Source organism: Alkalimarinus coralli, from assembly GCF_023650515.1.
In the GTDB taxonomy this organism is placed as follows: Bacteria; Pseudomonadota; Gammaproteobacteria; order Pseudomonadales; family Oleiphilaceae; genus Alkalimarinus; species Alkalimarinus coralli.
In genome coordinates this window covers 4,686,816-4,707,595 of record NZ_CP096016.1, presented here as the reverse complement: position 1 = coordinate 4,707,595, position 20,780 = coordinate 4,686,816, and the positions used below count along the sequence as shown (strand labels likewise).

The following is a 20,780-nucleotide window of genomic DNA, read 5'->3' as shown; positions in this document are numbered from 1 at the left end:
TGAACAGGTATTACCAATCAACTATACTGGCCAGAGAGCACATATGGCTGGCCAGCAGATATCATCAACTTGGCGTCAAGAGCTAACTATCGCTGGCAATACCAGGCATCGCCTTTTTACACTTTCATTTTATCTGTGTAGGGAGGCCAACCCAGTTGTTTTCCCGCTAGCAGATGAAGGTGGATATGATAAACCGTCTGGCCAGCTGCAGCATTGCAGTTCATAACCGCTCGATAGCCGTCTTCATCAAACCCCATGTCTCTCGCAATATTGCCAGCCGTCATAAATAAGTGCCCTACAACTTCTCGCTGTTCCGGCTTAATATCATTAATCGTGGCGATAGGCTCTTTTGGAATAATTAGCAAGTGAACCGGCGCTTGAGGGTTCACATCCCTAAATGCCAGGCAAAGATCGTCTTCATACACGATATCAGCGGGAATTTCCCTGTTAATGATTTTGGTAAAAATAGTATCTGTCATACTGTCTCCTTTATATAACGAACGCTAACCTGATTAATCTCTGCCCTGATTAACCACTAACCTTATTTGTCCCGATACAGCTTTATTTACCCCGAAACTGCGCTACCCATAATCTTGGAGCCGATTATTTCAGAGGGTTTTAGCAGCACGCTTTTGATCGATTCATTAACCACCCGGCTATAATGGTTCCCCGCAGGTGAGGCAGTGAAGTCAACATAGGCCTTAAGCTCTTCATCAGTGAGATTCTGATAAGTATAAAGGTAGTTAGCAAATACTTGCTGGCCAATAACCCCTCTCATCATAAAACGATTATCCTCAATACTTTTTTTAAGATACTCATAAGAAGGCATTTGAGGACTGCTGGACGACGCCGCCATCGCGCTGGCCAACGTAAGCTGAACCGCTATAGCCGTTTCTATAGAAGCCTCAGTTGCATTAGTCGATTTATCAAATGATTGAAATAATTTCTCTCTTTCACTTCCCCGGTATTTTTTTTGTAGGCCTGGAAGCTGCGACTCCATTTCACGAAATGCGTCTGAAGACATTGCCGCAACTTCCATCCTGGTTATCTTTTTACCGAGCGGAGACTCTAACCATTCAAGCACTGCGGTCAACTCGTTTTCGGTCAGTTGACTGCTTAGGTCGCTACGGATTATTTCAATCGATTCATTGATGCCAAATGCCTGATCGATAATCTGGCTAATCTGCATAACCATTTTCTGATTAGCGCCGCCTGACTGAGCTGCTCCTTGCTGGACACCTTCTTTTAACAACGCCGGGAACTGATGAATCATTTCAGTGAGCCCTGAGTGGTTAACAACCCTTTTGGCCAGGTAATCCTTACTCTCTGCATGCAGAAAAAAAGACTGCATTGCGAAAATCACGAAAAAAAATATTTTTATTTGATGCACCATTATAGAACCACCATTTTCGCCATTGAAATCACGTATAAGACAAATCTATCAATTTATACCCTTGTCTACCACTATCCCCCGACTCCCCCCTTATCGTCAAGAACCCTATACACAAAAGGCCTCAACCACTCGTCAATTTTTAGATATTCTCTTTACGTTAGTCGTTATTTCGACGTTTCACAAAGCCTCAGTTACATGCCCGATCAGTGCACCATTTTTGCCGCTATAAAACCAAAAAGAAGCATTTTTATACCACTTAATTAGTACTATTGATACTTATCAAGGATTAGGTTTAGTATCCCTACTACTTTGTCCTCAGAGTGATAATAAAAGCTGTAAATCGGCTAGAAAAAGCCGAAGAGGCTGACGAGTTTTATATTCGATTAGGAGTATGTACATGAAGAAGCAATTTACACTTTCGGCACTTGCTATCGCAATTGCTAGCACGTCCACCGCTTTTGCAGCAGAGCAAGCGGCGACATTTGAAGAGGCAATGACCGGCGGCGATGCTTCACTAAGTTTTAGATACCGCTATGAATTTGTTGACCAGGACGGGTTTAACAAAGACGCTAACTCTTCAACACTCAAAACACGTTTAAATTACAAAACCAAGCAGTACCAGAACGCCACTGCATTTGTTGAGTTTGATAATAACACCGAAGTTTATTCTGGTTACTCGTTCCGAGATGCCGGAAAGCCAGTCGTTGCAGACCCGAAGTATACAGAAGTTAACCAGGCTTACGTAGATTATGCTGCGCCAGCCGATACGTTAGTTCGCTTTGGTCGTCAGCGTATCAACCTGGATAACCAGCGTTTCGTCGGTGGTGTAGGTTGGAGGCAGAATGAGCAGACTTATGATGCATTCACGCTGGTGAACACTTCGCTACCTGATACGACAGTGGTATTAACCAATATAACCAACGTTAACAACATCCTTGGGCAAAACATCAATGGCGAAAACCATCAGGTATTGAACATCAACAACAAGAGTCTGCCGTTTGGCTCTATCAGCGCCTATGCATACATGCTTGACGAGATTAGCGACACTTACGGTGCGCGCTTTGCAGGTAAGACCGACCTGGATGATCTATCTCTACTTTATACCTTGGAGTACGCCACTCAAGAGACTGACAATGCAGCCTCTAACGACGCAGATTACTACGTTGCAGAGTTTGGTGCAGCCGTAGCAGGCGTGACAGCGAAAGTAGGTTACGAAGTACTAGGCTCTGATGATGGCAACTACGGTTTCCAGACCCCATTAGGTACCAAGCATAAGTTCAACGGCTGGGCTGATAAGTTCTTGGGAACGCCAGCGGATGGTTTGGAAGATTTATACCTATCGGTTTCAACCAAACTGGCGGGGCCTAAGATTGCAATCATTTACCACACCTTTGACGCAAACGAAGGGAGCACTGACTACGGTGATGAAATCGATTTGGCTATCAGCCAAGACTTTGCCAAGCGTTACAACGTTTTGCTCAAAGGTGCCGCATATAGCCAAGGTGATGCAGGAACACCTGCTGATACCACTAAGGTATGGCTACAGTTGAGTGCGAAGTTCTAGAACTTCCTCTCTCTGTTAAGCGAGGGCTGTCTTCCTTGCCCTCGCTTTCTATACCTGCACTGCCTGTACTTTATTTATATCTTATCAACGGCGCTTTGTGCCAGAGAGCCCATACGACTGTCTAACGTCTGTTTTTAACCGCTTTTTCAGCGAGTTCTACAGAGATGTGGCGAACATCTTTTCCCTGAACCATATAAATCACATGCTCAGCAATGTTACATGCATGATCACCAATTCTTTCCAGTGCTCGAAGCACCCACATAACGCTTAGAATCTGCGAGATACTTCTCGGGTCTTCCATCATAAAGGTGACCAGTGAGCGAGTGGCCGTTCGGTACTCGTTGTCCACCGCCTTGTCCTCTTTAATGACCTCAATGGCTTTTGCGGTATCAAAGCGCGCAAAGGCATCCAGCGCATCGCGAACCATGCGGCTGACATTTTCGCCAATATGACGGACTTCAACATAACCTCTTGGCGCTTCACCCTCTTCTGACAGCACCAGTGCCATTTTAGCGACTTTACTGGCTTCATCGCCCATACGCTCAAGGTCACTAACCATTTTGGCCACAGACATAACCAAGCGAAGATCGCTCGCAGTGGGCTGGCGCTTGGCAATAACCTGGGTGCACTCCTCATCAATCATGAGTTCAAGACGATTTACATCTTCATCTCTCACCAATACCGAGTCAGCAAGACCACCATCACCTTTAACCAGCGCCTCAACGGCTTCTGACACCTGCTTTTCGACAACCCCCCCCATAACCAGAAGGTGGTTTTTTAACTCACTTAAATCTGCATTAAACTGCTGGGATATATGCTGCTTGTGACTGTCTTTTGTTGTAACGCCCATTCTTCACCTTCTTGTTGTACTTGCCCCAATAGCAATTCATTTACTAACTATTGTTACGCTGATGCCATCAGACTGATGGCATTTAAACAAACAAAAGCCGCTCAGGCCATTTATCTGCTGAGCCCGATAGCGGCTGCCAGCACAAAGTGCTATCCATACCTGCCGGTAATATAGTCTTCTGTCTGCTTTTTCGCGGGATTGGTAAACAACTCATTAGTGCTGCCAAACTCAATCATATCGCCCATATACATAAAGGCGGTGTAGTCTGAAACCCGAGCAGCCTGCTGCATGTTATGAGTAACAATAACAATGGTATACTCATCTTTCAGCTCATGAATCAACTCTTCGATCTTCAGTGTTGATAGCGGATCAAGCGCCGAGGCGGGTTCGTCCAGCAGTAAAACCTCTGGTTTAACCGCAACTGTTCGAGCAATAACCAAGCGCTGTTGCTGGCCACCTGAGAGACCTAACGCGCTGTCATCCAAGCGGTCTTTTACTTCATCCCACAGTGCAGCGGATTTCAGTGCCCACTCAACCGTTTCGTCGAGCACTCGTTTTTTGTTGATCCCCTGAATACGAAGCCCATAGGCAACATTTTCATAAATACTTTTAGGGAACGGGTTTGGCTTCTGAAACACCATGCCTACTCGACGACGCAGGTCAGCAACATCGACACTGCGCTCGTAAATGTTTTGGTTTTCCAGCAAGATCTGCCCGTCAATTCGGCAGCCATCGACCAGATCATTCATACGGTTGAAACAGCGTAATAGGGTTGATTTACCACACCCCGATGGGCCGATAAACGCAGTGACACGCTTTTGTGGAATCGTTAGGTTAATACCATGCAGCGCCTCTTTCTCTCCATAATGCAAACGGAGATCTCTCACCTCCAGGCTGCTTTTTTCATTTTCCAGCTTCAACGCATCAGTTGATCGTCCCAGCGAACTGATATCTATTCCGTGGGTACGCTGCTCTTCGGCTACCGTAACCTCTACTTCTCGGTTTGCTACTTCAGTCATTGGTCATTCACTCTTCTAAACTTAAACTATGAGTTAACGATGAGCACTTTAATGCGCTCAACAGTTATCAATTCTTACATTTCCAGCGCTTTATACTTTTCGCGCAAGCGATTTCGGATCGAAACCGCTGATAAATTCAGCAATGCGATTACCACAACCAGCAGCAACGATGTTGCATATACAAGCGGTCTGGCGGCTTCTACATTAGGGCTTTGGAAACCAACATCATAAATATGGAACCCCAAGTGCATAAATTTCTGATCTAAATGCAAGTATGGGTAGTTCCCATCCAGCGGCAACGACGGTGCCAGTTTGACAACCCCTACCAGCATAAGAGGCGCAACTTCACCTGCTGCACGGGCAATCGCCAAAATAACCCCGGTCATCATAGCAGGGCTTGCCATTGGAATAACCACGCGCCACAAAGTTTCTGCTTTGGTTGCTCCTAAAGCCAGGCTCCCTTCCCGAATAGACCTTGGGATGCGCGACAACCCTTCCTCTGTGGCCACAATAACAACCGGCAGCGTCAATAACGCCAAGGTGATGGAAGCCCACAGTAAGCCGGGGGTACCAAAGGTCGGTGACGGCAGCGCTTCAGGAAACATAGCCTGATCAACACCTGAACCAATAAAGTAGATGAAAAAGCCTAAACCAAACACACCGTATACAATAGATGGTACACCGGCGAGGTTGTTAACGGCTATACGAATAATCCTTGTCAGCGGCCCTTGGCGAGCGTATTCACGGAGGTAAACTGCGGTAATAACACCAAGAGGGGTGACCAGGATAGACATCAGGATAACCATCATTACGGTACCGAAAATAGCCGGGAAAATCCCCCCTTCAGTATTGGCTTCTCTTGGGTCTTCGGTAATAAAGGCTCCAATCTGTTTTACATAGAAAACAATCTTTTCATACAGATTCATCTGGTTTGGGCGAAACGCTTTAACCACTTTCGCCAGGGGTATTTCAACCACTGAGTCATCCATGGTTGTGGCCACTAAACTGTCACGATTGATCAAGCCGTACAGGTCAGTCAGCTCAGTCTGAAGCACTTCATAACTGGCATCGTATTCTGCGCGCTGGGCCTGTATATCTGCGAGACGCTCGGGGGTTGCTTTTCCTTTCAGTTCAAGCGCTCGCTCTTTCAATCTCAGGCGCTCAATGCCTCTGTTAATACGGCCGATCTGGCCTTTCTCAATATCTTCTATCTGCTCACGAATACCTTCTGCTCGTTCAATTCGACGTTGCAGCTCACTCCATAGGTCGCCATTTTCAGATGGGCTAACTTCTTGTCCATTCTCTTTAACTGACCGCAAATAGCCATAGAAGTTACCCCACTCGTATCGCTCCATTACCATAAGCTCTTCGGGGTAATGCTTATCGGTCAGATCTCTATCCAGAACCCATCGAAAGTCGAATCCGCTTATATCACGGTTACCAATCTTCAATAAGTCCCGGCTTAGAAAGTCAACGCCTTCTGGCACCTTGACACCCGCTGTTCTAAGTTGCTCTGCGGATACTTCTTCGGTCTCGACAATTTCACCAATAATCGTCGTCCGGCTACCATCTACTGCAGTGTGTTGTGCCTCCATTACGGCATGAGGCCAAAAATGAACCAACCCTTTTGCAGCAATAAGCCCCAATAATCCAACAACCATTATTAAGCTGATCGCTACAGCCCCAGCATTCAACCAAACCCATGGATTGCCTTTCTGAGACCAACTTTTTAAGGAAACTCGCATGTCATATATCTCTTTATTAACGTCTTGGTGGCGCAATATCTATGCGGCTAAATAACCTGAATTAACTAAACGTACCCGTTAAATTACACTGTATTTGTTCCTTAGCCGCTGCCTTACATACTCTGCGATGGTATTCACCACAAAGGTAAACAAAAACAGAACAAAGGCTGCAAGGAATAGGATTCTGTAGTGAGAGCCACCGACTTCAGACTCCGGCATCTCAACCGCAATATTGGCTGAGAGTGTTCTCATACCCTCAAATATGTTTACATCCATGATCGGTGTATTACCGGTTGCCATTAATACAATCATCGTTTCACCAACCGCACGCCCCATGCCGATCATTACAGCAGAGAATATGCCAGGGCTGGCGGTAGGCAGCACAACGCGAACCATGGTTTGCCAGGGCGTGGCACCCAGCGCTAAAGAACCATAACTCAAGTGTTTGGGCACACTAAAAATCGCATCTTCTGTGATTGAGAAGATAGTAGGAATAACAGCAAACCCCATCGCGGCACCCACCACCAGCGCATTACGCTGATCAAAATCGATACCAAGGTCATTCGTTAGCCAGTTGCGCATATCGCCATCAAAAAACCAAAGCTCAATCACTGGGCTAATTTCGAAGCAAAACCAACTCACCAGTGCAACCCAGGGCACGAGTAGAAGAGGATCCCAGCCTTCAGGAATCTTATGACGAATTGACTCAGGGAGGTTCGCCCAAACATAACCAAAGACAACAATTGAAATAGGTGTAATCAACAACCAGCTGAATATGCCTGGCAGGTGGACTTCCATAAAGGGTGCAAAAAACAGCCCCGCTAAAAAGCCCAAAATTACCGTAGGCAGTGCCTCCATCAGCTCGATCGCAGGTTTTACCTTTCTACGTAAGCGAGGTGCCATAAAATAGGCCGTGTAGAGAGCACCACAAATAGCCAGTGGCGTCGCGATCAACATGGCATAAAAAGCCGCTTTTAAGGTGCCGAATGCCAGCGGCATAAGACTGTACTTAGGCTCAAAGTCATTATTTGCAGCAGACGACTGCCAAATATAATCTGGCTCCTGATACCCTTCGTACCAGACTTGTTCCCACAGTGCCTGCCAGGATACCTCAGGGTGCTCATTTTCAACCTTCCAAAGCACCAGCTGACCCTTGGCATTTTCGAACATCAGGAAATTAGCACGAGGGGCAATAGTAATATGGTTCACTACGCCGTCTGTCACCTTTTCATCAATCAGTACGCGGTGAGCGGTCGAGTTGAATATGGATATGTGGCCCTCTTCATCGCTCACAACAAACCCTTTTCGGCGGTGCTCAGGCGCAATACCGGTAATTGACGCATCGCTATGGGTAAAGGTTCTAACTTTTTCTAGCGAGAATTCGTTGCTATCGTCTCGTACCATAAACCACTGCGAGACATTGCCGCTTGAGTCTGCCGCCAGTACTGAAATCCCACCTAACAGCAATTCTAGTGAGGTAATCTGGTGCTTCCCTTCTGTAAGATCAACGCGGCTGTTAAGCACAGGGTTATCATGGTCGACCAGATCATACACATCCAGCTTGCCTTTTGAGGTGGCTAGATAAAGCCACCTTAGATCAGGCCCGACCTGCATATCAACGACATCACCATTTAGATTTGGCATAGCAACATCTGACGCTTCCAGCGTAATATCGCCACTTAAAAAGTCTTCTTCTTTGCTGAAATAGGTAGAAAACAGCTCATTTTGATCATTCAAGCCGACGACGAACATGGCCGATTCAGAATCCCTCAGCACACTGTTTTTAATCGCTCGCCCACTTTCGTCCAAAACGATAGGCTCTTCACCATATGGGTATTCAATAACCGGTGTAATAACACGAACATCATTCGGGAATGTCATTTTATAGCGGTGTTTAAAGACAATAGCCGTTCCATCAGACAGCCCGGCAATCACCAGATGGCTGCCCGTCGACGCTTCGGAGAAGCTAGTCACTTTTACGCCATCTGGCACAGGCAGCATCTGGCTGCTGACCACGCTACCGTCTTTGACATTGAAAAAGATCACTTCGCCAACGTCGGTTACCCTGACCGCTTTCTCGGCTTGCTCTTCCATGGCCATATAGACTGTATTTGCATCGGCTCCGCGTTCACCAACCGGGATTGAATACTCTGCCGCCTGGCTCATATGGGCAGGCTGAAACAGCGGCATCACTTCATACAGCAGGTAGAAAAAGATAAGCGTGATGGCAACAATAACACTGACGCCCCCCATACCAATAGAAACCTGAGCAAGCTTATCTTTGATTGCTCGAAGTTTGCGGTAGCGGAGTAGCTGCGGCGTTTCGAAATTGACATGTGGTGTTCTTTTAACGGCTTGATCATTCATTATTAATACAGTCCAAAAGCATGATCCAATTACAATGCCAGAAGGATAATAAGTTAATATGACAGTTATGTTACAACACTGTCATATTCCACCGATGGTTCCGACAACAACGAAATAAATGGCAGGAGAGCTATAAAAACAAGGTCAGGTGTATGAAAATGAGCATATAAAAACGCAAAAAGCCCTGAGTTATTCAGGGCTTTCCGAGTGCTTCACCAGATGTCTAGTGACTTACGACCTGGCTACTTAAGACTCATTTACTTAAGACCTAGCTGCTTAAGGCTCTTATCCGCAACAGTCGCAGGCAGTGGAACATAACCATCCTTTACGACAACCTGCTGGCCCTGCTTGGACAGTACAGACTTGATAAACTCACCATCCAGTGGAGATAGAGACTTATTAGGTGCCTTGTTTACATAAACATAGAGGAAACGAGACAGCGGGTATTTGCCCGTTACTGCATTTTCAGGCGTTGCATCTACGAATGGCTGGCCAGGCTTCTTAGCCAATGGAATCGCACGAACACTGGCTGTTTTATAGCCGATACCCGAGTAACCAATACCGTTAATAGACTCTGATACACCCTGCACAACCGAAGCAGAACCTGGCTGCTCGTTTACGTTATTTTTGTAGTCACCCTTACACAGTGCTTTCTTTTTGAAGTAACCGTAAGTACCTGATACCGAATTACGACCAAACAGCTGAACACTGCTATTCGCAAGGCTGCCACTCAGACCAAGATCACTCCACTTGGAAACATCAGAATCGTAACCACACTTACGAGTCGATGAGAAAATCGCATCAATTTGTGCAATTGTCAGGCCTTCAACCGGGTTATCCTTATTTACAAATACCGCTAATGCATCAATCGCGACTGGAACTGCTGTCGGCTTATAACCAAACTTCTTCTCAAACGCTTCGACTTCTTTATCTTTCATCTTTCGGCTCATAGGGCCTACGTTTGAAGTGCCTTCAGTCAACGCTGGAGGCGCAGTAGAAGAACCTGCCGCCTGAATCTGTACATTTACATTTGGGTAGTGGCGCTTAAAGTCTTCTGCCCACAAAGTCATTAGGTTAGCCAGCGTATCAGAACCTACACTTGACAAGTTACCTGATACACCACTGGCTTTTACGTATGTATCCAGATTTTCATCAACCTTGGCACCTGCCGTTGCAGTCGCAGCGCCTGCTACGGCTGCCGTCATAGTCAACGCCGCAAATAGTTTCTTAAACTTCATATCTATCTCCAATTCAATTTAGTTGCTCTCAAAGCAAGAGCGCTATCTAACTTTGCAGTAAACCTCTAAGGACAAATCAAAGAACACTACTTATCCGGTTTGAGGTCACTATAGAGACGATTTATGACAGTCATGTGACAACCCTATTGCAAAATAATGACAACACCAGCAACATTCCAATAAACAGTATTGAATGATAAAACCGTTACAGAGTCATTATTAGAGACCTTTGCACGACGTTGCGAGCGAAGCAAAGACAAGGCAAAAAATGAAGAAAAAGCTCAGTTTATGAGTAATAAGTCCCGGTCGACCCAGGAGAGCGCACAATTTTGAGTCATTTTTTAACGCTGTATTTGTAAGCGCAGCAGTCGTGCAAAGGTCTCTATTAAACAACTATTAGGCTGAACAGGTTAACTTGCCTATAATAGGCCCCTGTAGTCTTCTCGATACAATCGGTGTCATACATTCGATGTCATACAATAGATGTCGCAATCATATAATAACAAGTCACTCTCAAAGGGAAGATACCCGTTAAAATGGCTGTCAGTATTTCACTTGCAAAAATAATCCGCCATATAGATCAGTTTACCGAAGTTATCGGGCGCGCAGTCTCCTGGCTTAATATCGCGATGGTGCTCTTAACCTGTTTTACAGTCGTCATGAGGTATGCATTCAACCATAGCTCGATAATCGCACAAGAAAGCATCATGTATTGTCATGCAGCTATATTTCTCGTCGCCAGCGCTTATACCCTAAAGCATGACGAACACGTAAGGGTAGACATCTTCTATCACCGCCTATCCAGCAGAGGAAAAGCCTTGGTTAATTTATTCGGAACGCTTTTTTTACTGCTGCCTGTCATCCTATTCATAGGCTGGAGCAGCTGGCCATATATTGTAAGTTCATGGCAAATTCTTGAGACATCGCAAGAGGCGGCTGGCATTCCCTTGGTTTATCTCCTTAAATCTTTAATCCTCATCATGGTTGCCGTCATGCTACTGCAAGCGATTTCCGAAATACTTAGAAGCATCGCTCAGATAAAAGGCATCAAGATCGAAGAGAGATCACCAAGCGAGGGGGCCCTGTGATGGTTGAATACATCCCTCTAATCATGTTCGCTGCCGCCTGCGCGGTGCTTTTATTCGGCTACCCAGTGGCATTTTCACTGGCGGGTACCGCGCTGATATTTGCAGCAGGCGGTATCGCAACCGGCGTATTTGATACTGCGTTTCTTCTCGCTACCCCCAACCGGCTCTATGGATTAATTACTAACCAGACCCTGATTGCCGTACCACTATTTGTTTTTATGGGTTGTATGTTGCAACGCTCCAAGCTGGCCGAAAACCTGCTGGAGAGTATGGCGATACTGTTTAGGAGCATGAAGGGCGGGCTGGGCATTTCAGTCGCAATTGTCGGCATGTTACTGGCGGCCAGCACCGGAATTGTAGGCGCAACGGTGGTAACCATGGGACTTATCTCGTTGCCTACAATGCTTAAACGAGGCTACGCCCCATCTATCGCGACAGGCACCATTTGTGCCACTGGGACGTTAGGACAGATCATCCCCCCCTCTATTGCACTGGTATTATTAGGCGACGTATTATCCAGTGCCTATCAGCAAGCCCAGCGTAATATGGGCATATTCAGCCCTGACACCGTATCAGTAGGCGACCTTTTTGTCGGTGCGATCATTCCAGGTCTCTGCTTGGTGGGCCTATACGTTCTCTACATTATACTCGTGGCAACCTTCAAGCCGGGCCTGATTCCCCCAAAGCAAGAGCAACCAGACGACGAGAGCAACCAAGTACCGCTATCTTTATTTCAAGACTTAACGCCGCCTCTACTGCTGATTGTCGTCGTTCTGGGTTCTATTCTCAGTGGTATCGCCACACCAACTGAAGCCGCAGGGGTTGGGGCGTTTGGCGCGATCCTGCTGGCGGGATACCGGAAAAAGCTGACTATCGAGGTCATACGAGACGTCTGCCGCACCACCACACGAGTCACCTGCATGGTATTTCTTATACTCATTGGTGCCTCTATATTTTCACTGGTCTTCAGAGGCTACGGTGGTGACGAGCTGATTCAGTCTCTGTTCAGTGACATGCCCGGCGGCGTATTCACTGCCACACTGGTGGTTATGTTAGTTATTTTTCTACTCGGGTTTATTTTAGACTTTATCGAGATAACCTTTGTTGTCGTACCAATAGTCGGCCCGGTATTGCTGTCTATGGGACTCGATCCGGTATGGTTTGGCATAATGATTGCGCTGAATTTACAAACCTCATTTTTGACCCCTCCATTCGGTTTCTCTCTGTTTTATTTGAGGGGTGTTGCACCAGAGTCCGTTGCCACATCTGACATATATAAAGGGGTTATTCCCTTTATCGTCATACAGCTGATTATGCTTGGCATGTTGGCAATATGGCCTGAACTGGCAACATGGTTACCCGACAAGATTTATAGCTGATAGAGACCTTCAGATATACAACAGGTCGCAAATGGATATCCCGAAAGTATTAGTGCAAAAGTTGACTTGGTAAGCTTACCAACGGTAAAACTCTAACTATACTGCTACCAAAACAACGAAAAAATAACGACATAAAGGTAGAACCATGAGACATTCTGAGCATAAGCCCACACCGGTCGGTGAACTGGCTCTCCAGATTGTGCCAATGCCAAAAGACACCAACGCAAATGGCGATATACACGCAGGCTGGCTGGTTGGACAAATGGATCTGGCAGCCGCAGCAGCCGCAGGCCGGTTGTCTCAAGGCAGAACCGCCACTGTTGCGATCGAGGGTATGGAGTTTATCTCGCCCGTCAGAGTAGGTTCACAAGTCAGTTGCTACACAAAGCTGGTTGACGTTGGACGAAGCTCTATTAAGCTTAGAGTGGAGGTTTGGACTCAGGATCTTGATGAACATCAGCCAAGAAAAGTCACCCAGTCAATCTTTGTGTTTGTGGCGATTGACGAAGAAGGGTGTATCCGGCAGCTACCGGACGAAGTCCTACACCCGTAGTGTTTATCGCCTAGCAACTAGGGAACGACTATTTGTTATTGACGCTTGCGATATCGCGCCTGTGACAAAATCACGCATAACGGAGTATGGCCATGGCAGACAACCCTAAAATTCTTACCATTGACGATGACTCGATTGTTCAGAGCATTGTGCGCCAGTCTCTGGAAAGCAATTACCAGCTGTTTTCCGAAAAAAGCGGTAGCGAAGGTATCGAGTCCGCTATCCGCAACATGCCCGATGTCATCTTGCTGGATATCGAAATGCCGGAAATGAACGGCTACGAAACGTGCAAGCACCTTAAAGCCGACGAACGCACCTCCAACATACCTGTCATCTTCATATCCAACCTAAGCGATATCCAGTCCAGAGTTTTATCATTTGAAGCGGGCGGCATCGACTTTCTCACCAAGCCTTTTGACCAGTCTGAGCTGTTAGCCAAATTAAACATAATCACCACATTCATTAAAAGCAATAAAGCACTTAGCAACGAGGTTACAAAAGCCACCACCACGGCCTATACCGCTATGCGTGGTTCAAGCGAGCTGGGGCTGGCCATACAGTTTATAGAATCGAGCTACTCTGCCAAGTCGCTTAATGCGTTGGCAAGCAAGTTTTTCAATGTGACCAGCAGCCTTGGGCTGAACTGCAGCTTAATGTTTATTGGCCGAAAGGAGCGGTCATTTTACTCATCAGAAAGTCACACCATATCCCCGCTGGAAAGAGAGGTCATTTCGACAATACACGAAAATGGCAACCGGTTTATCGATTTTGGCTCCCGAACTCAAATCAACTACCCGCGGGTCGCCTTGCTGGTAAAAAATATGCCGGTTGATGAGATAGAGACATATGGTCGATATAAAGACTTTCTCCCGACGATGCTAGGCTCTACAGACGCCAAGGTGCAAAGTCTGGAAACCGAACAAGCGCTGGTTGATCAAGCCCGGGAGCTGGGAGCCTCTTTTACGGCAGTAAAATCAACACTCATCGCGGTAGGTGAAAGCCTTGAGAAAAACCAGAACGATATTGTCCAGCTGTTGCAGTCAATGCTCTCAGAGCTGGAAGAGAAGATACCCAGAATGGGCCTGGAAGATGACCAGGAAAGCTATATCGTGACCCGGGTAGACACCACCATTGCAGCGGCCGAGAAAATTATCGACAGCAGTACAAACACCAGCCATGCATTTAAGTCGGTATCAAGACTTCTTCAACACCTTGCGGACAAGCAGCAAGCGCTACTACACAGCGTTGTACAAAATGCCCCTACCGACAAAGAGTCTGACGGCGGCATGGAAGACGGGTTCTCTGGAGAAATTGATCTTTTTTAGCTGGGCAGGCTAACGATACAATATCATCCATCAATAGAGCGTTGTCGTCTCCCACCTTATGCTCGACACATACATCAAAGTAGCCTGTAATATGCAAACCTGCTCACACACACCAAATCTGGTTGCTTTAGTCTGCTTTAATACATAACGTATGAACAGCCATGCGCCCATTGGCCATGCACAAGACAGCTCGTAACGAATGCAATAGATCAGGTTCACAATCGCGACCTATACTTACAGCATCACGCGCCAGTCAACACAATCAAAACCTCCAAACCAGGAACATTGTTTTATGGAAGGTGTTTTTTTAAAAGTACTGATACTGCTCGCAGCAGCAGTCATGGCTTCCACAGCATTAAGACGTATTCACATTCCGCCCATTCTCGCCTATCTCTGTGTCGGATTAATCGTTGGCCCCAGCGCATTTGCAGTTGTCGAAGACCTGGAAGCGATCCGGTTTCTTGCTGAGTTCGGCGTCGTGTTCCTGCTCTTTTCGCTGGGGTTGGAGTTTTCTCTGGCGAAAATGATGGCCCTGCGACACACGGTGTTTGGCTTGGGCGGGCTGCAAGTATTGATCAGCTGTATCGTTATTTATGCCGTCGCACTTGCGGTGGGGGTTTCCATTGAGGAGGCCATCGTCATTGCTGGTGCGCTGTCGTTATCGTCCACTGCAGTGGTGAGTAAAGAGCTATCCTCCCGAAACGAACTGCATAAACCCCACGGGCAGCTCTCCATTGGCATCTTACTGTTTCAAGACATCGCAGCGGTGCTGTTTCTCATACTTGTTCCGGCATTTTCCGGCAGTGACCACGAGGCCATTTTTACATCCATCGGCCTTACACTGGTTAAGGGGGTTGCTCTATTTGCACTACTACTGGCCTGTGGCAGGTGGGTTCTGCCCCCACTCTTTAATGAAGTAGCTAAAGCCCACTCAGAAGAAGTGTTTGTTATGACGGTCTTGCTGGTATCGCTACTGGCTGCAGCATTGACCCACCACTTCGGACTGTCCATGGCATTGGGCGCATTTATTGCGGGCATGATGCTGAGTGAAACTAACTATCGGCATCAAATTGAGGCCGATATCAGGCCATTTAGAGACCTGCTGCTAGGGCTGTTTTTTATCTCAGTCGGGATGGCACTGGATATTCATGCACTGCTCAAAAATTGGCATTGGATCGTACTCTGTAGTGCGGTCTTAATAATTGGCAAAGCACTACTTATTTTTATACTTACCAGAGCAAATAAACACAGTAAGCGAGATTCAATCACCACTGGGCTTTACCTTGCCCAGGGCGGTGAGTTTGGCTTCGCGCTCTTTGCTTTGGCATTCAAAAGCGGCACCATGAGTGAACCGGTTAGCGGCATTTTAATCCCAACCATCGTGGTGTCTATCGCCTTAACGCCATGGTTAATTGGAATTGCCCCAAAAGTTTCAACCAAGCTGTTTGGCGAAGCCAAGTTTGTTCCCCAAAATGACTATAAAGCACAACTAAACAAAGCCAGTGAATCTCTTAGCGACCATGCAATATTATGCGGGTTTGGCCGCGTCGGTCAGTCGGTTTCAAGGTTTCTAAGCAATGAAAAACTACCTTATATTGCGGTGGACATTGACCCTTTTCGAGTCAATGAAGCCAGTATAGCAGGAGAGAATATATATTATGGCGATGCCTCCCGAATCGACATATTAAGGGCATTAGGGCTTGAGCGTGCCAAACTGCTGGTGATCAGCTACAAAGAGTTAGACGTGGCCAAAAAGGTTCTCCATACCATACGGGAAAAAGGCTACGACATCCCTATTCTAGTTCGCACAAGCGATGACTCATCACTGGAAGAGCTATTACAAGCGGGGGCTACAGAAATTGTCCCTGAAACAATGGAAGCCAGTTTAATGCTAGTCTCGCACGTACTCACCATGATGGGCACACCACCTTCAAGTGTTTTTAATCATATTGAAAACGCCCGAAAACAACGCTATCAGATTTTACATGGCTACTACCACGGCATTAGCTCCAAGACGGTTGATGAACAAGGCAATGCGCTCGAGCAGCTTCATGCGGTGCTGCTAACTGAAGACTGCTACGCGACGGGCAAGCAATTAGCAGAGCTTAAGCTTGAGAAAGCCGGAAACCCGGTTGAAACCATAAAACATCAGAATGGAGAAGAGTCACCTCCCTCAACGTCGAGGCCGCTAGAGGCCGGAGACACGATTATATTGCACGGTAGCTCAGAGCAAATAGAGCGCGCTGAAAACCTTATTCTGGCCGGATAACAACAACCTTCAAGATCAGGTAGTGAAAAACAAATGAATTTAAGCGATAATCGTTCGCAATTGATATGTATCGTTACGCCAAACATGCTAGTTAGAGGATCATGATGAAATCACTGAGCGACCTGCTTGAAAACAACAAAGTCTGGGCTGAGAAAATAGAGCAAACCAGCCCAGGGTTCTTTGAGCAACTGTCAGCCCAGCAGACCCCTGAAATTCTCTGGATTGGTTGCTCTGATAGCCGGGTACCCGCCAACCAGATAGTCGGGCTGCTTCCCGGTGATGTATTTGTACACCGAAATGTTGCCAATATCGTTAACCAGACCGATCTAAACTGCTTATCCGTTATTCAATACGCCGTTGAAGTACTCAAGGTCAAGCACATTGTCGTCGTAGGACATTATGGTTGCGGTGGAGTAAAAACAGCACTGCACAATGAGAGAAACGGGCTGATTGATAATTGGTTGCGAAATATCAAAGACACATATGCGTCATACCAAGCGGAGCTGGAAGGCATTACAGATGAGAGTCAACGTGTCGACAGGCTGTGCGAACTCAATGTCATGCAACAAGTCATGAACGTCAGTCAAACCACCGTCGTACAGGAAGCCTGGTCTAAAGGGCAAAATTTAACGGTTCACGGTTGGGTATACAGTATCAAGAATGGCTTGATAACCAATCTGGATGTATCAATCCAGAACAATGAAGCAACAAACACTATCTATAAGATATCGTAGAAACCTTTGCACGGCATTATGAGCGATATAACGGCAAGGCAAAAAATGACAAAAAAGCGCAGTAGCCGTGCAAAAGTCACCCCTAGTCACTCAAGGCTATTCAAAACGCGATAGTCTCAGGTTTATAAACCCGATATAGGATCTATACTCAATAGCAATGGCCAGAGCTCTTTAAAACCGAGTCAGTACACCAAAGCTATTATTCCTTAATTATCGGCAATGATGCCCTTTGAATGTGATGACTAAAAAACGCAGCGTTTCATCGATCTACCTTAACCTCTCTCTAAGCCTTAGCACGCTTATCGTTGTACTGGTGGGCGTTACTCTAATTATCCTCAACACACAGCATCACAATAAAATTGTTGAACAAATTTCTGGCGGCGTCTCCGGTCAGTTAAAAGAGGCCATAGCCCACCAAGTGGATAGCTCAGTCAAACTGGCTAACGAGGTTCATCAGGACGCCATACAGGCCCTTCAAGAAAAACTTGCAAGAGAAGTCAGGCAAGCCCACCAGCAAGCCAGCAAAATACTCAAAAATAATACCGACCTTCCACGGGCAAGACAGCAAGAGTTGATTATTGATACGCTACGCCCCATTCGGTTTAACAATGGGCATGGCTCAGTCTTTATAGTTGATACCAATGGCACCTCAATACTTGCCGGATCGCCTGAAGCAAAGACGCCACTCACCGACAAGGCCATCCAGCGAATCAAAGATCAAGACGAGCTGTACGCGCAAGGGCTGACACCAGGCGCACAAGATGCGCTCCGTTCATCCGCCGACTCGACTATTTTCTTTTATAAATATCTGGAGCCACTGAACTGGATAATAGGCACCAAAGAGTCGATTACTCTGTTTGAGAAAGAAACTAAAGAACAACTGCTTGGAATACTCAGTAAGCTCAAAACCAACAAACGTCTTAGATTATTTGTCGCCGACGCAGAACTTAACTTGCTCGCTATACAAGGAAAAACGATTCCGCCTGAAGAGCTCGGGCTGTATCAGGTGCTACCCGAAAACAGAGCACTGGTAAACGAGGCAGTTCAATTAGCAAAAAATAATGAAAACGAGGTGATACAAGCCAAGTGGTTCGACCAAATAAGCCAGCAGTACGATCCTGTACTGCTCTATATGAGCTTAGAACCGAACTGGAACTGGATCATCGGGTCATTTGTCACCCTGTCAGATATTGAGCAGGAGATAGGTCTCAACAAGTCACGGATAACCGACAGGGTAGAAGACCAGATAACAGATATCGCCATTATTTTACTGGTCGCCTATGCCATCGCAGTGATAGGCGGGGTACTGGTTTACCGAAAGATTCAGTGGCATTTCAACCTGTTTATAGAGCGACTGCAACATGCTGCGCACGACAATCAGCCCATTTCAGGCGAGATGATATCCATTAAAGAGTTTGATGCGCTTGCCCAGACCATGAATCAGCAAATGGAAAAGCGAGCGGTGCTTCAGGCTGAGCTAGAGCGCCTTGCACAAAAAGACCCACTAACTGACCTTTATAACCGCCGCAGAATGGATGAGATACTTGCTGATGAGGTCGCACGAACCAACAGGAACCAGCGGCCGTTTAGCCTCATACTGTGTGATATAGACCACTTCAAAAAGGTTAACGACACCTACGGCCACGAAACGGGCGATCAAGTGATTTGTGCCGTTGCAGACATCTTGCGAACGTCGCTTAGAGAGCAGGATGCGATTGCTCGCTGGGGAGGCGAAGAGTTCTTAATCGCACTGCCTGATACAGGAGTAGAACATGCAAAAAAAGTGGCGGAGAAAATAAGAGTGGCGTGCGAAAACCATACGGTCTCGCATGCAGGACAATCGATCCGCTTTACATTAACGTTTGGCGTTGAAGAGTTTGATGGGGCTAAAGATATCAAAGCAGCCATAGCAGCGGCTGACCAGGCGTTATACCAAGGAAAGCACCAAGGCCGAAATGTAGTTATTTGCAACCAAAGTTAAACAATCGTGATTTCACCAACATCACAAAAAAACGGAGCCGATGCTCCGTTTTTTTATGCTTTTTAAACCCGCTATCGAGTGCCAAAAACGACCATGGTTTTGCCTTTCACCTGAACCAGGCCTTGATCCTCCAGGGTTTTTAATACCCGGCCAACCATTTCTCTGGAACAGCCTACAATACGGCCAATTTCCTGGCGGGTTATTTTAATCTGCATCCCATCAGGATGGGTCATTGCATCGGGCTCTTTACACAAGTCCAGCAGTGTTCTGGCTACGCGGCCCGTTACATCCAAAAACGCCAAGTCGCCAACTTTACGGGTGGTCTGGCGCAAACGGGAGGCCATCTGTTCACCAATAAAGTATAAAATACGAGGGTCTTCCTGAGATATTTCACGGAACTTGGTGTAGCTAATTTCCGCAACTTCACACTCTGTTTTTGCTTTTACCCACGCACTACGAGAGTCCATATTATCGAACAGACCCATCTCTCCGAAAAAATCGCCCGTATTCAAGTACGCCATAATCATTTCCCTGCCATCATCATCTTCGATGATAACGGTCACGGACCCCTTGATTATGTAAAACAGGGAATCACTTTTATCCCCTGCATATATAATAGTACTTTTTGCAGGGTAACGACGCCGGTGGCACTGTGACAGAAAAAAGTCCAGATGTTTTGTTTTACTCTCTACCGGTTTAATAATCGTTGCCATCTTTTGTTGTCCCTTTATTTATTACTTAGCTACCTACGCCGACTCGCCAGCGAACATAGCACAACTATTTTCTTTTGATTGTCGTTTATTGCCCTTATCCATGGGCTGTATTTATGAGCTCGTTGTTGCAGCCTTTGTCATCACAAAAAGGCACAACTAACACTTTATCGAGACGTTTGCACGACTACTGCGCTTACAAAAACAGTGTTAAAAAATGATTCAAAATGCTCATTTATAGACCATAAACTGCGCTTTTTCGTCATTTTTTGCCTTGTCTTTAATTCGCTCATAACGTCGTGTAAAGGGCTCGATCATTATTATTGTTAAATGAGCATTGCTGCTTCTTACTTCCGCGCTACCGTTTATATCAGGATAAAAGCCCATCAGCAACTTATTGATCTTGCTCGCACAATCCTACGTCATTTGAGTATAGCCCAAGATATAAAAACCAGCTTTATATTAAAAAGTGCTTTTATGTTACCCTTCGTTGCAAAGCATGAGCTTAACAGGTTATTTAACACTCGATTCGTTATAACCGATTACAAAATAATGTTCGGAGCAT

The 20,780-nt window shown here is 46.3% G+C and carries 16 protein-coding genes; 8 read left to right on the top strand and 8 right to left on the bottom strand.

Going from position 1 to position 20,780, the window contains the following annotated elements:
• Positions 1–116: 116 nt before the first annotated feature.
• Together MY523_RS21250 and MY523_RS21245 are read right to left on the bottom strand one after the other, a co-directional pair.
• The gene (locus tag MY523_RS21250; RefSeq protein ID WP_250656665.1) at positions 117–479 is read right to left on the bottom strand and encodes a histidine triad nucleotide-binding protein; all 363 of its coding nucleotides are present in this window, start codon (positions 477–479) and stop codon (positions 117–119) included.
• Between the two features lie 86 nt (positions 480–565).
• On the bottom strand, positions 566–1,351 hold the full coding sequence (locus MY523_RS21245; protein WP_250656664.1) for a DUF2059 domain-containing protein: 786 nt from the start codon (positions 1,349–1,351) through the stop codon (positions 566–568).
• A 439-nt stretch (positions 1,352–1,790) separates the two neighbouring features.
• Here MY523_RS21245 and MY523_RS21240 point away from each other — a divergent pair, with 439 nt between their 5' ends.
• Positions 1,791–2,957 (top strand): alginate export family protein, encoded by a 1,167-nt coding sequence (locus MY523_RS21240; protein WP_250656663.1) that lies wholly within the window; start codon positions 1,791–1,793, stop codon positions 2,955–2,957.
• A 121-nt stretch (positions 2,958–3,078) separates the two neighbouring features.
• Here the strand turns inward: MY523_RS21240 and phoU are convergent, their stop codons facing one another.
• The 5 genes from phoU to MY523_RS21215 form a co-directional block, all read right to left on the bottom strand.
• Positions 3,079–3,807, bottom strand: coding sequence for a phosphate signaling complex protein PhoU (phoU, locus tag MY523_RS21235; protein ID WP_250656662.1), 729 nt, complete (start codon positions 3,805–3,807; stop codon positions 3,079–3,081).
• A 149-nt stretch (positions 3,808–3,956) separates the two neighbouring features.
• Positions 3,957–4,826 carry a phosphate ABC transporter ATP-binding protein PstB gene (gene pstB / locus MY523_RS21230; RefSeq protein ID WP_250656661.1) on the bottom strand — a complete coding sequence of 290 codons (870 nt, stop codon included), beginning with the start codon at positions 4,824–4,826 and terminating at the stop codon, positions 3,957–3,959.
• Positions 4,827–4,900: 74 nt separating this feature from the next.
• The gene (gene pstA, locus MY523_RS21225) at positions 4,901–6,571 is read right to left on the bottom strand and encodes a phosphate ABC transporter permease PstA (RefSeq protein WP_250656660.1); all 1,671 of its coding nucleotides are present in this window, start codon (positions 6,569–6,571) and stop codon (positions 4,901–4,903) included.
• A gap of 78 nt (positions 6,572–6,649) precedes the next feature.
• Positions 6,650–8,938, bottom strand: coding sequence for an ABC transporter permease subunit (locus tag MY523_RS21220; protein WP_250656659.1), 2,289 nt, complete (start codon positions 8,936–8,938; stop codon positions 6,650–6,652).
• Between the two features lie 257 nt (positions 8,939–9,195).
• Positions 9,196–10,176: a PstS family phosphate ABC transporter substrate-binding protein gene (locus MY523_RS21215; protein WP_250656658.1), complete on the bottom strand. Its 981-nt coding sequence runs from the start codon at positions 10,174–10,176 to the stop codon at positions 9,196–9,198.
• 536 nt (positions 10,177–10,712) lie between these two features.
• Here MY523_RS21215 and MY523_RS21210 point away from each other — a divergent pair.
• The 7 genes from MY523_RS21210 to MY523_RS21180 all read left to right on the top strand — a co-directional run bounded on the left by MY523_RS21210 (position 10,713) and on the right by MY523_RS21180 (position 19,505).
• On the top strand, positions 10,713–11,264 hold the full coding sequence (locus MY523_RS21210; protein WP_250656657.1) for a TRAP transporter small permease subunit: 552 nt from the start codon (positions 10,713–10,715) through the stop codon (positions 11,262–11,264).
• A complete protein-coding gene (locus MY523_RS21205) occupies positions 11,264–12,643 on the top strand; it encodes a TRAP transporter large permease (protein WP_250658862.1) in 1,380 nt (459 codons plus the stop codon). The genes MY523_RS21210 and MY523_RS21205 overlap by 1 nt, the downstream gene beginning before the upstream one ends.
• A 145-nt stretch (positions 12,644–12,788) precedes the next feature.
• The gene (locus MY523_RS21200; protein ID WP_250656656.1) at positions 12,789–13,196 is read left to right on the top strand and encodes an acyl-CoA thioesterase; all 408 of its coding nucleotides are present in this window, start codon (positions 12,789–12,791) and stop codon (positions 13,194–13,196) included.
• Between the two features lie 92 nt (positions 13,197–13,288).
• Entirely contained in the window at positions 13,289–14,521 is a 1,233-nt protein-coding gene (locus tag MY523_RS21195) for a response regulator (RefSeq protein WP_250656655.1), read from the top strand.
• A gap of 292 nt (positions 14,522–14,813) precedes the next feature.
• Entirely contained in the window at positions 14,814–16,790 is a 1,977-nt protein-coding gene (locus tag MY523_RS21190; protein WP_250656654.1) for a monovalent cation:proton antiporter family protein, read from the top strand.
• A 104-nt stretch (positions 16,791–16,894) separates the two neighbouring features.
• The gene (gene can / locus MY523_RS21185; protein ID WP_250658861.1) at positions 16,895–17,524 is read left to right on the top strand and encodes a carbonate dehydratase; all 630 of its coding nucleotides are present in this window, start codon (positions 16,895–16,897) and stop codon (positions 17,522–17,524) included.
• A 238-nt stretch (positions 17,525–17,762) separates the two neighbouring features.
• Positions 17,763–19,505: a sensor domain-containing diguanylate cyclase gene (locus MY523_RS21180; RefSeq protein WP_250658860.1), complete on the top strand. Its 1,743-nt coding sequence runs from the start codon at positions 17,763–17,765 to the stop codon at positions 19,503–19,505.
• A 71-nt stretch (positions 19,506–19,576) separates the two neighbouring features.
• Here MY523_RS21180 and crp read toward each other — a convergent pair whose 3' ends face one another.
• Positions 19,577–20,218, bottom strand: a complete 642-nt coding sequence (gene crp / locus MY523_RS21175) for a cAMP-activated global transcriptional regulator CRP (RefSeq protein ID WP_250656653.1) — start codon at positions 20,216–20,218, stop codon at positions 19,577–19,579.
• Positions 20,219–20,780 lie beyond the last annotated feature (562 nt).

Bases quoted from the DNA above. Each gene is read 5' to 3' on its own strand.
- MY523_RS21250 (WP_250656665.1), bottom strand. From the start codon at position 479: ATGACAGATACTATTTTTACCAAAATCATTAACAGGGAAATTCCCGCT.
- MY523_RS21245 (WP_250656664.1), bottom strand. From the start codon at position 1,351: ATGCAGTCTTTTTTTCTGCATGCAGAGAGTAAGGATTACCTGGCCAAA.
- MY523_RS21240 (WP_250656663.1), top strand. From the start codon at position 1,791: ATGAAGAAGCAATTTACACTTTCGGCACTTGCTATCGCAATTGCTAGC.
- phoU (WP_250656662.1), bottom strand. From the start codon at position 3,807: ATGGGCGTTACAACAAAAGACAGTCACAAGCAGCATATATCCCAGCAG.
- pstB (WP_250656661.1), bottom strand. From the start codon at position 4,826: ATGACTGAAGTAGCAAACCGAGAAGTAGAGGTTACGGTAGCCGAAGAG.
- pstA (WP_250656660.1), bottom strand. From the start codon at position 6,571: ATGCGAGTTTCCTTAAAAAGTTGGTCTCAGAAAGGCAATCCATGGGTT.
- MY523_RS21220 (WP_250656659.1), bottom strand. From the start codon at position 8,938: ATGAATGATCAAGCCGTTAAAAGAACACCACATGTCAATTTCGAAACG.
- MY523_RS21215 (WP_250656658.1), bottom strand. From the start codon at position 10,176: ATGAAGTTTAAGAAACTATTTGCGGCGTTGACTATGACGGCAGCCGTA.
- MY523_RS21210 (WP_250656657.1), top strand. From the start codon at position 10,713: ATGGCTGTCAGTATTTCACTTGCAAAAATAATCCGCCATATAGATCAG.
- MY523_RS21205 (WP_250658862.1), top strand. From the start codon at position 11,264: ATGGTTGAATACATCCCTCTAATCATGTTCGCTGCCGCCTGCGCGGTG.
- MY523_RS21200 (WP_250656656.1), top strand. From the start codon at position 12,789: ATGAGACATTCTGAGCATAAGCCCACACCGGTCGGTGAACTGGCTCTC.
- MY523_RS21195 (WP_250656655.1), top strand. From the start codon at position 13,289: ATGGCAGACAACCCTAAAATTCTTACCATTGACGATGACTCGATTGTT.
- MY523_RS21190 (WP_250656654.1), top strand. From the start codon at position 14,814: ATGGAAGGTGTTTTTTTAAAAGTACTGATACTGCTCGCAGCAGCAGTC.
- can (WP_250658861.1), top strand. From the start codon at position 16,895: ATGAAATCACTGAGCGACCTGCTTGAAAACAACAAAGTCTGGGCTGAG.
- MY523_RS21180 (WP_250658860.1), top strand. From the start codon at position 17,763: ATGACTAAAAAACGCAGCGTTTCATCGATCTACCTTAACCTCTCTCTA.
- crp (WP_250656653.1), bottom strand. From the start codon at position 20,218: ATGGCAACGATTATTAAACCGGTAGAGAGTAAAACAAAACATCTGGAC.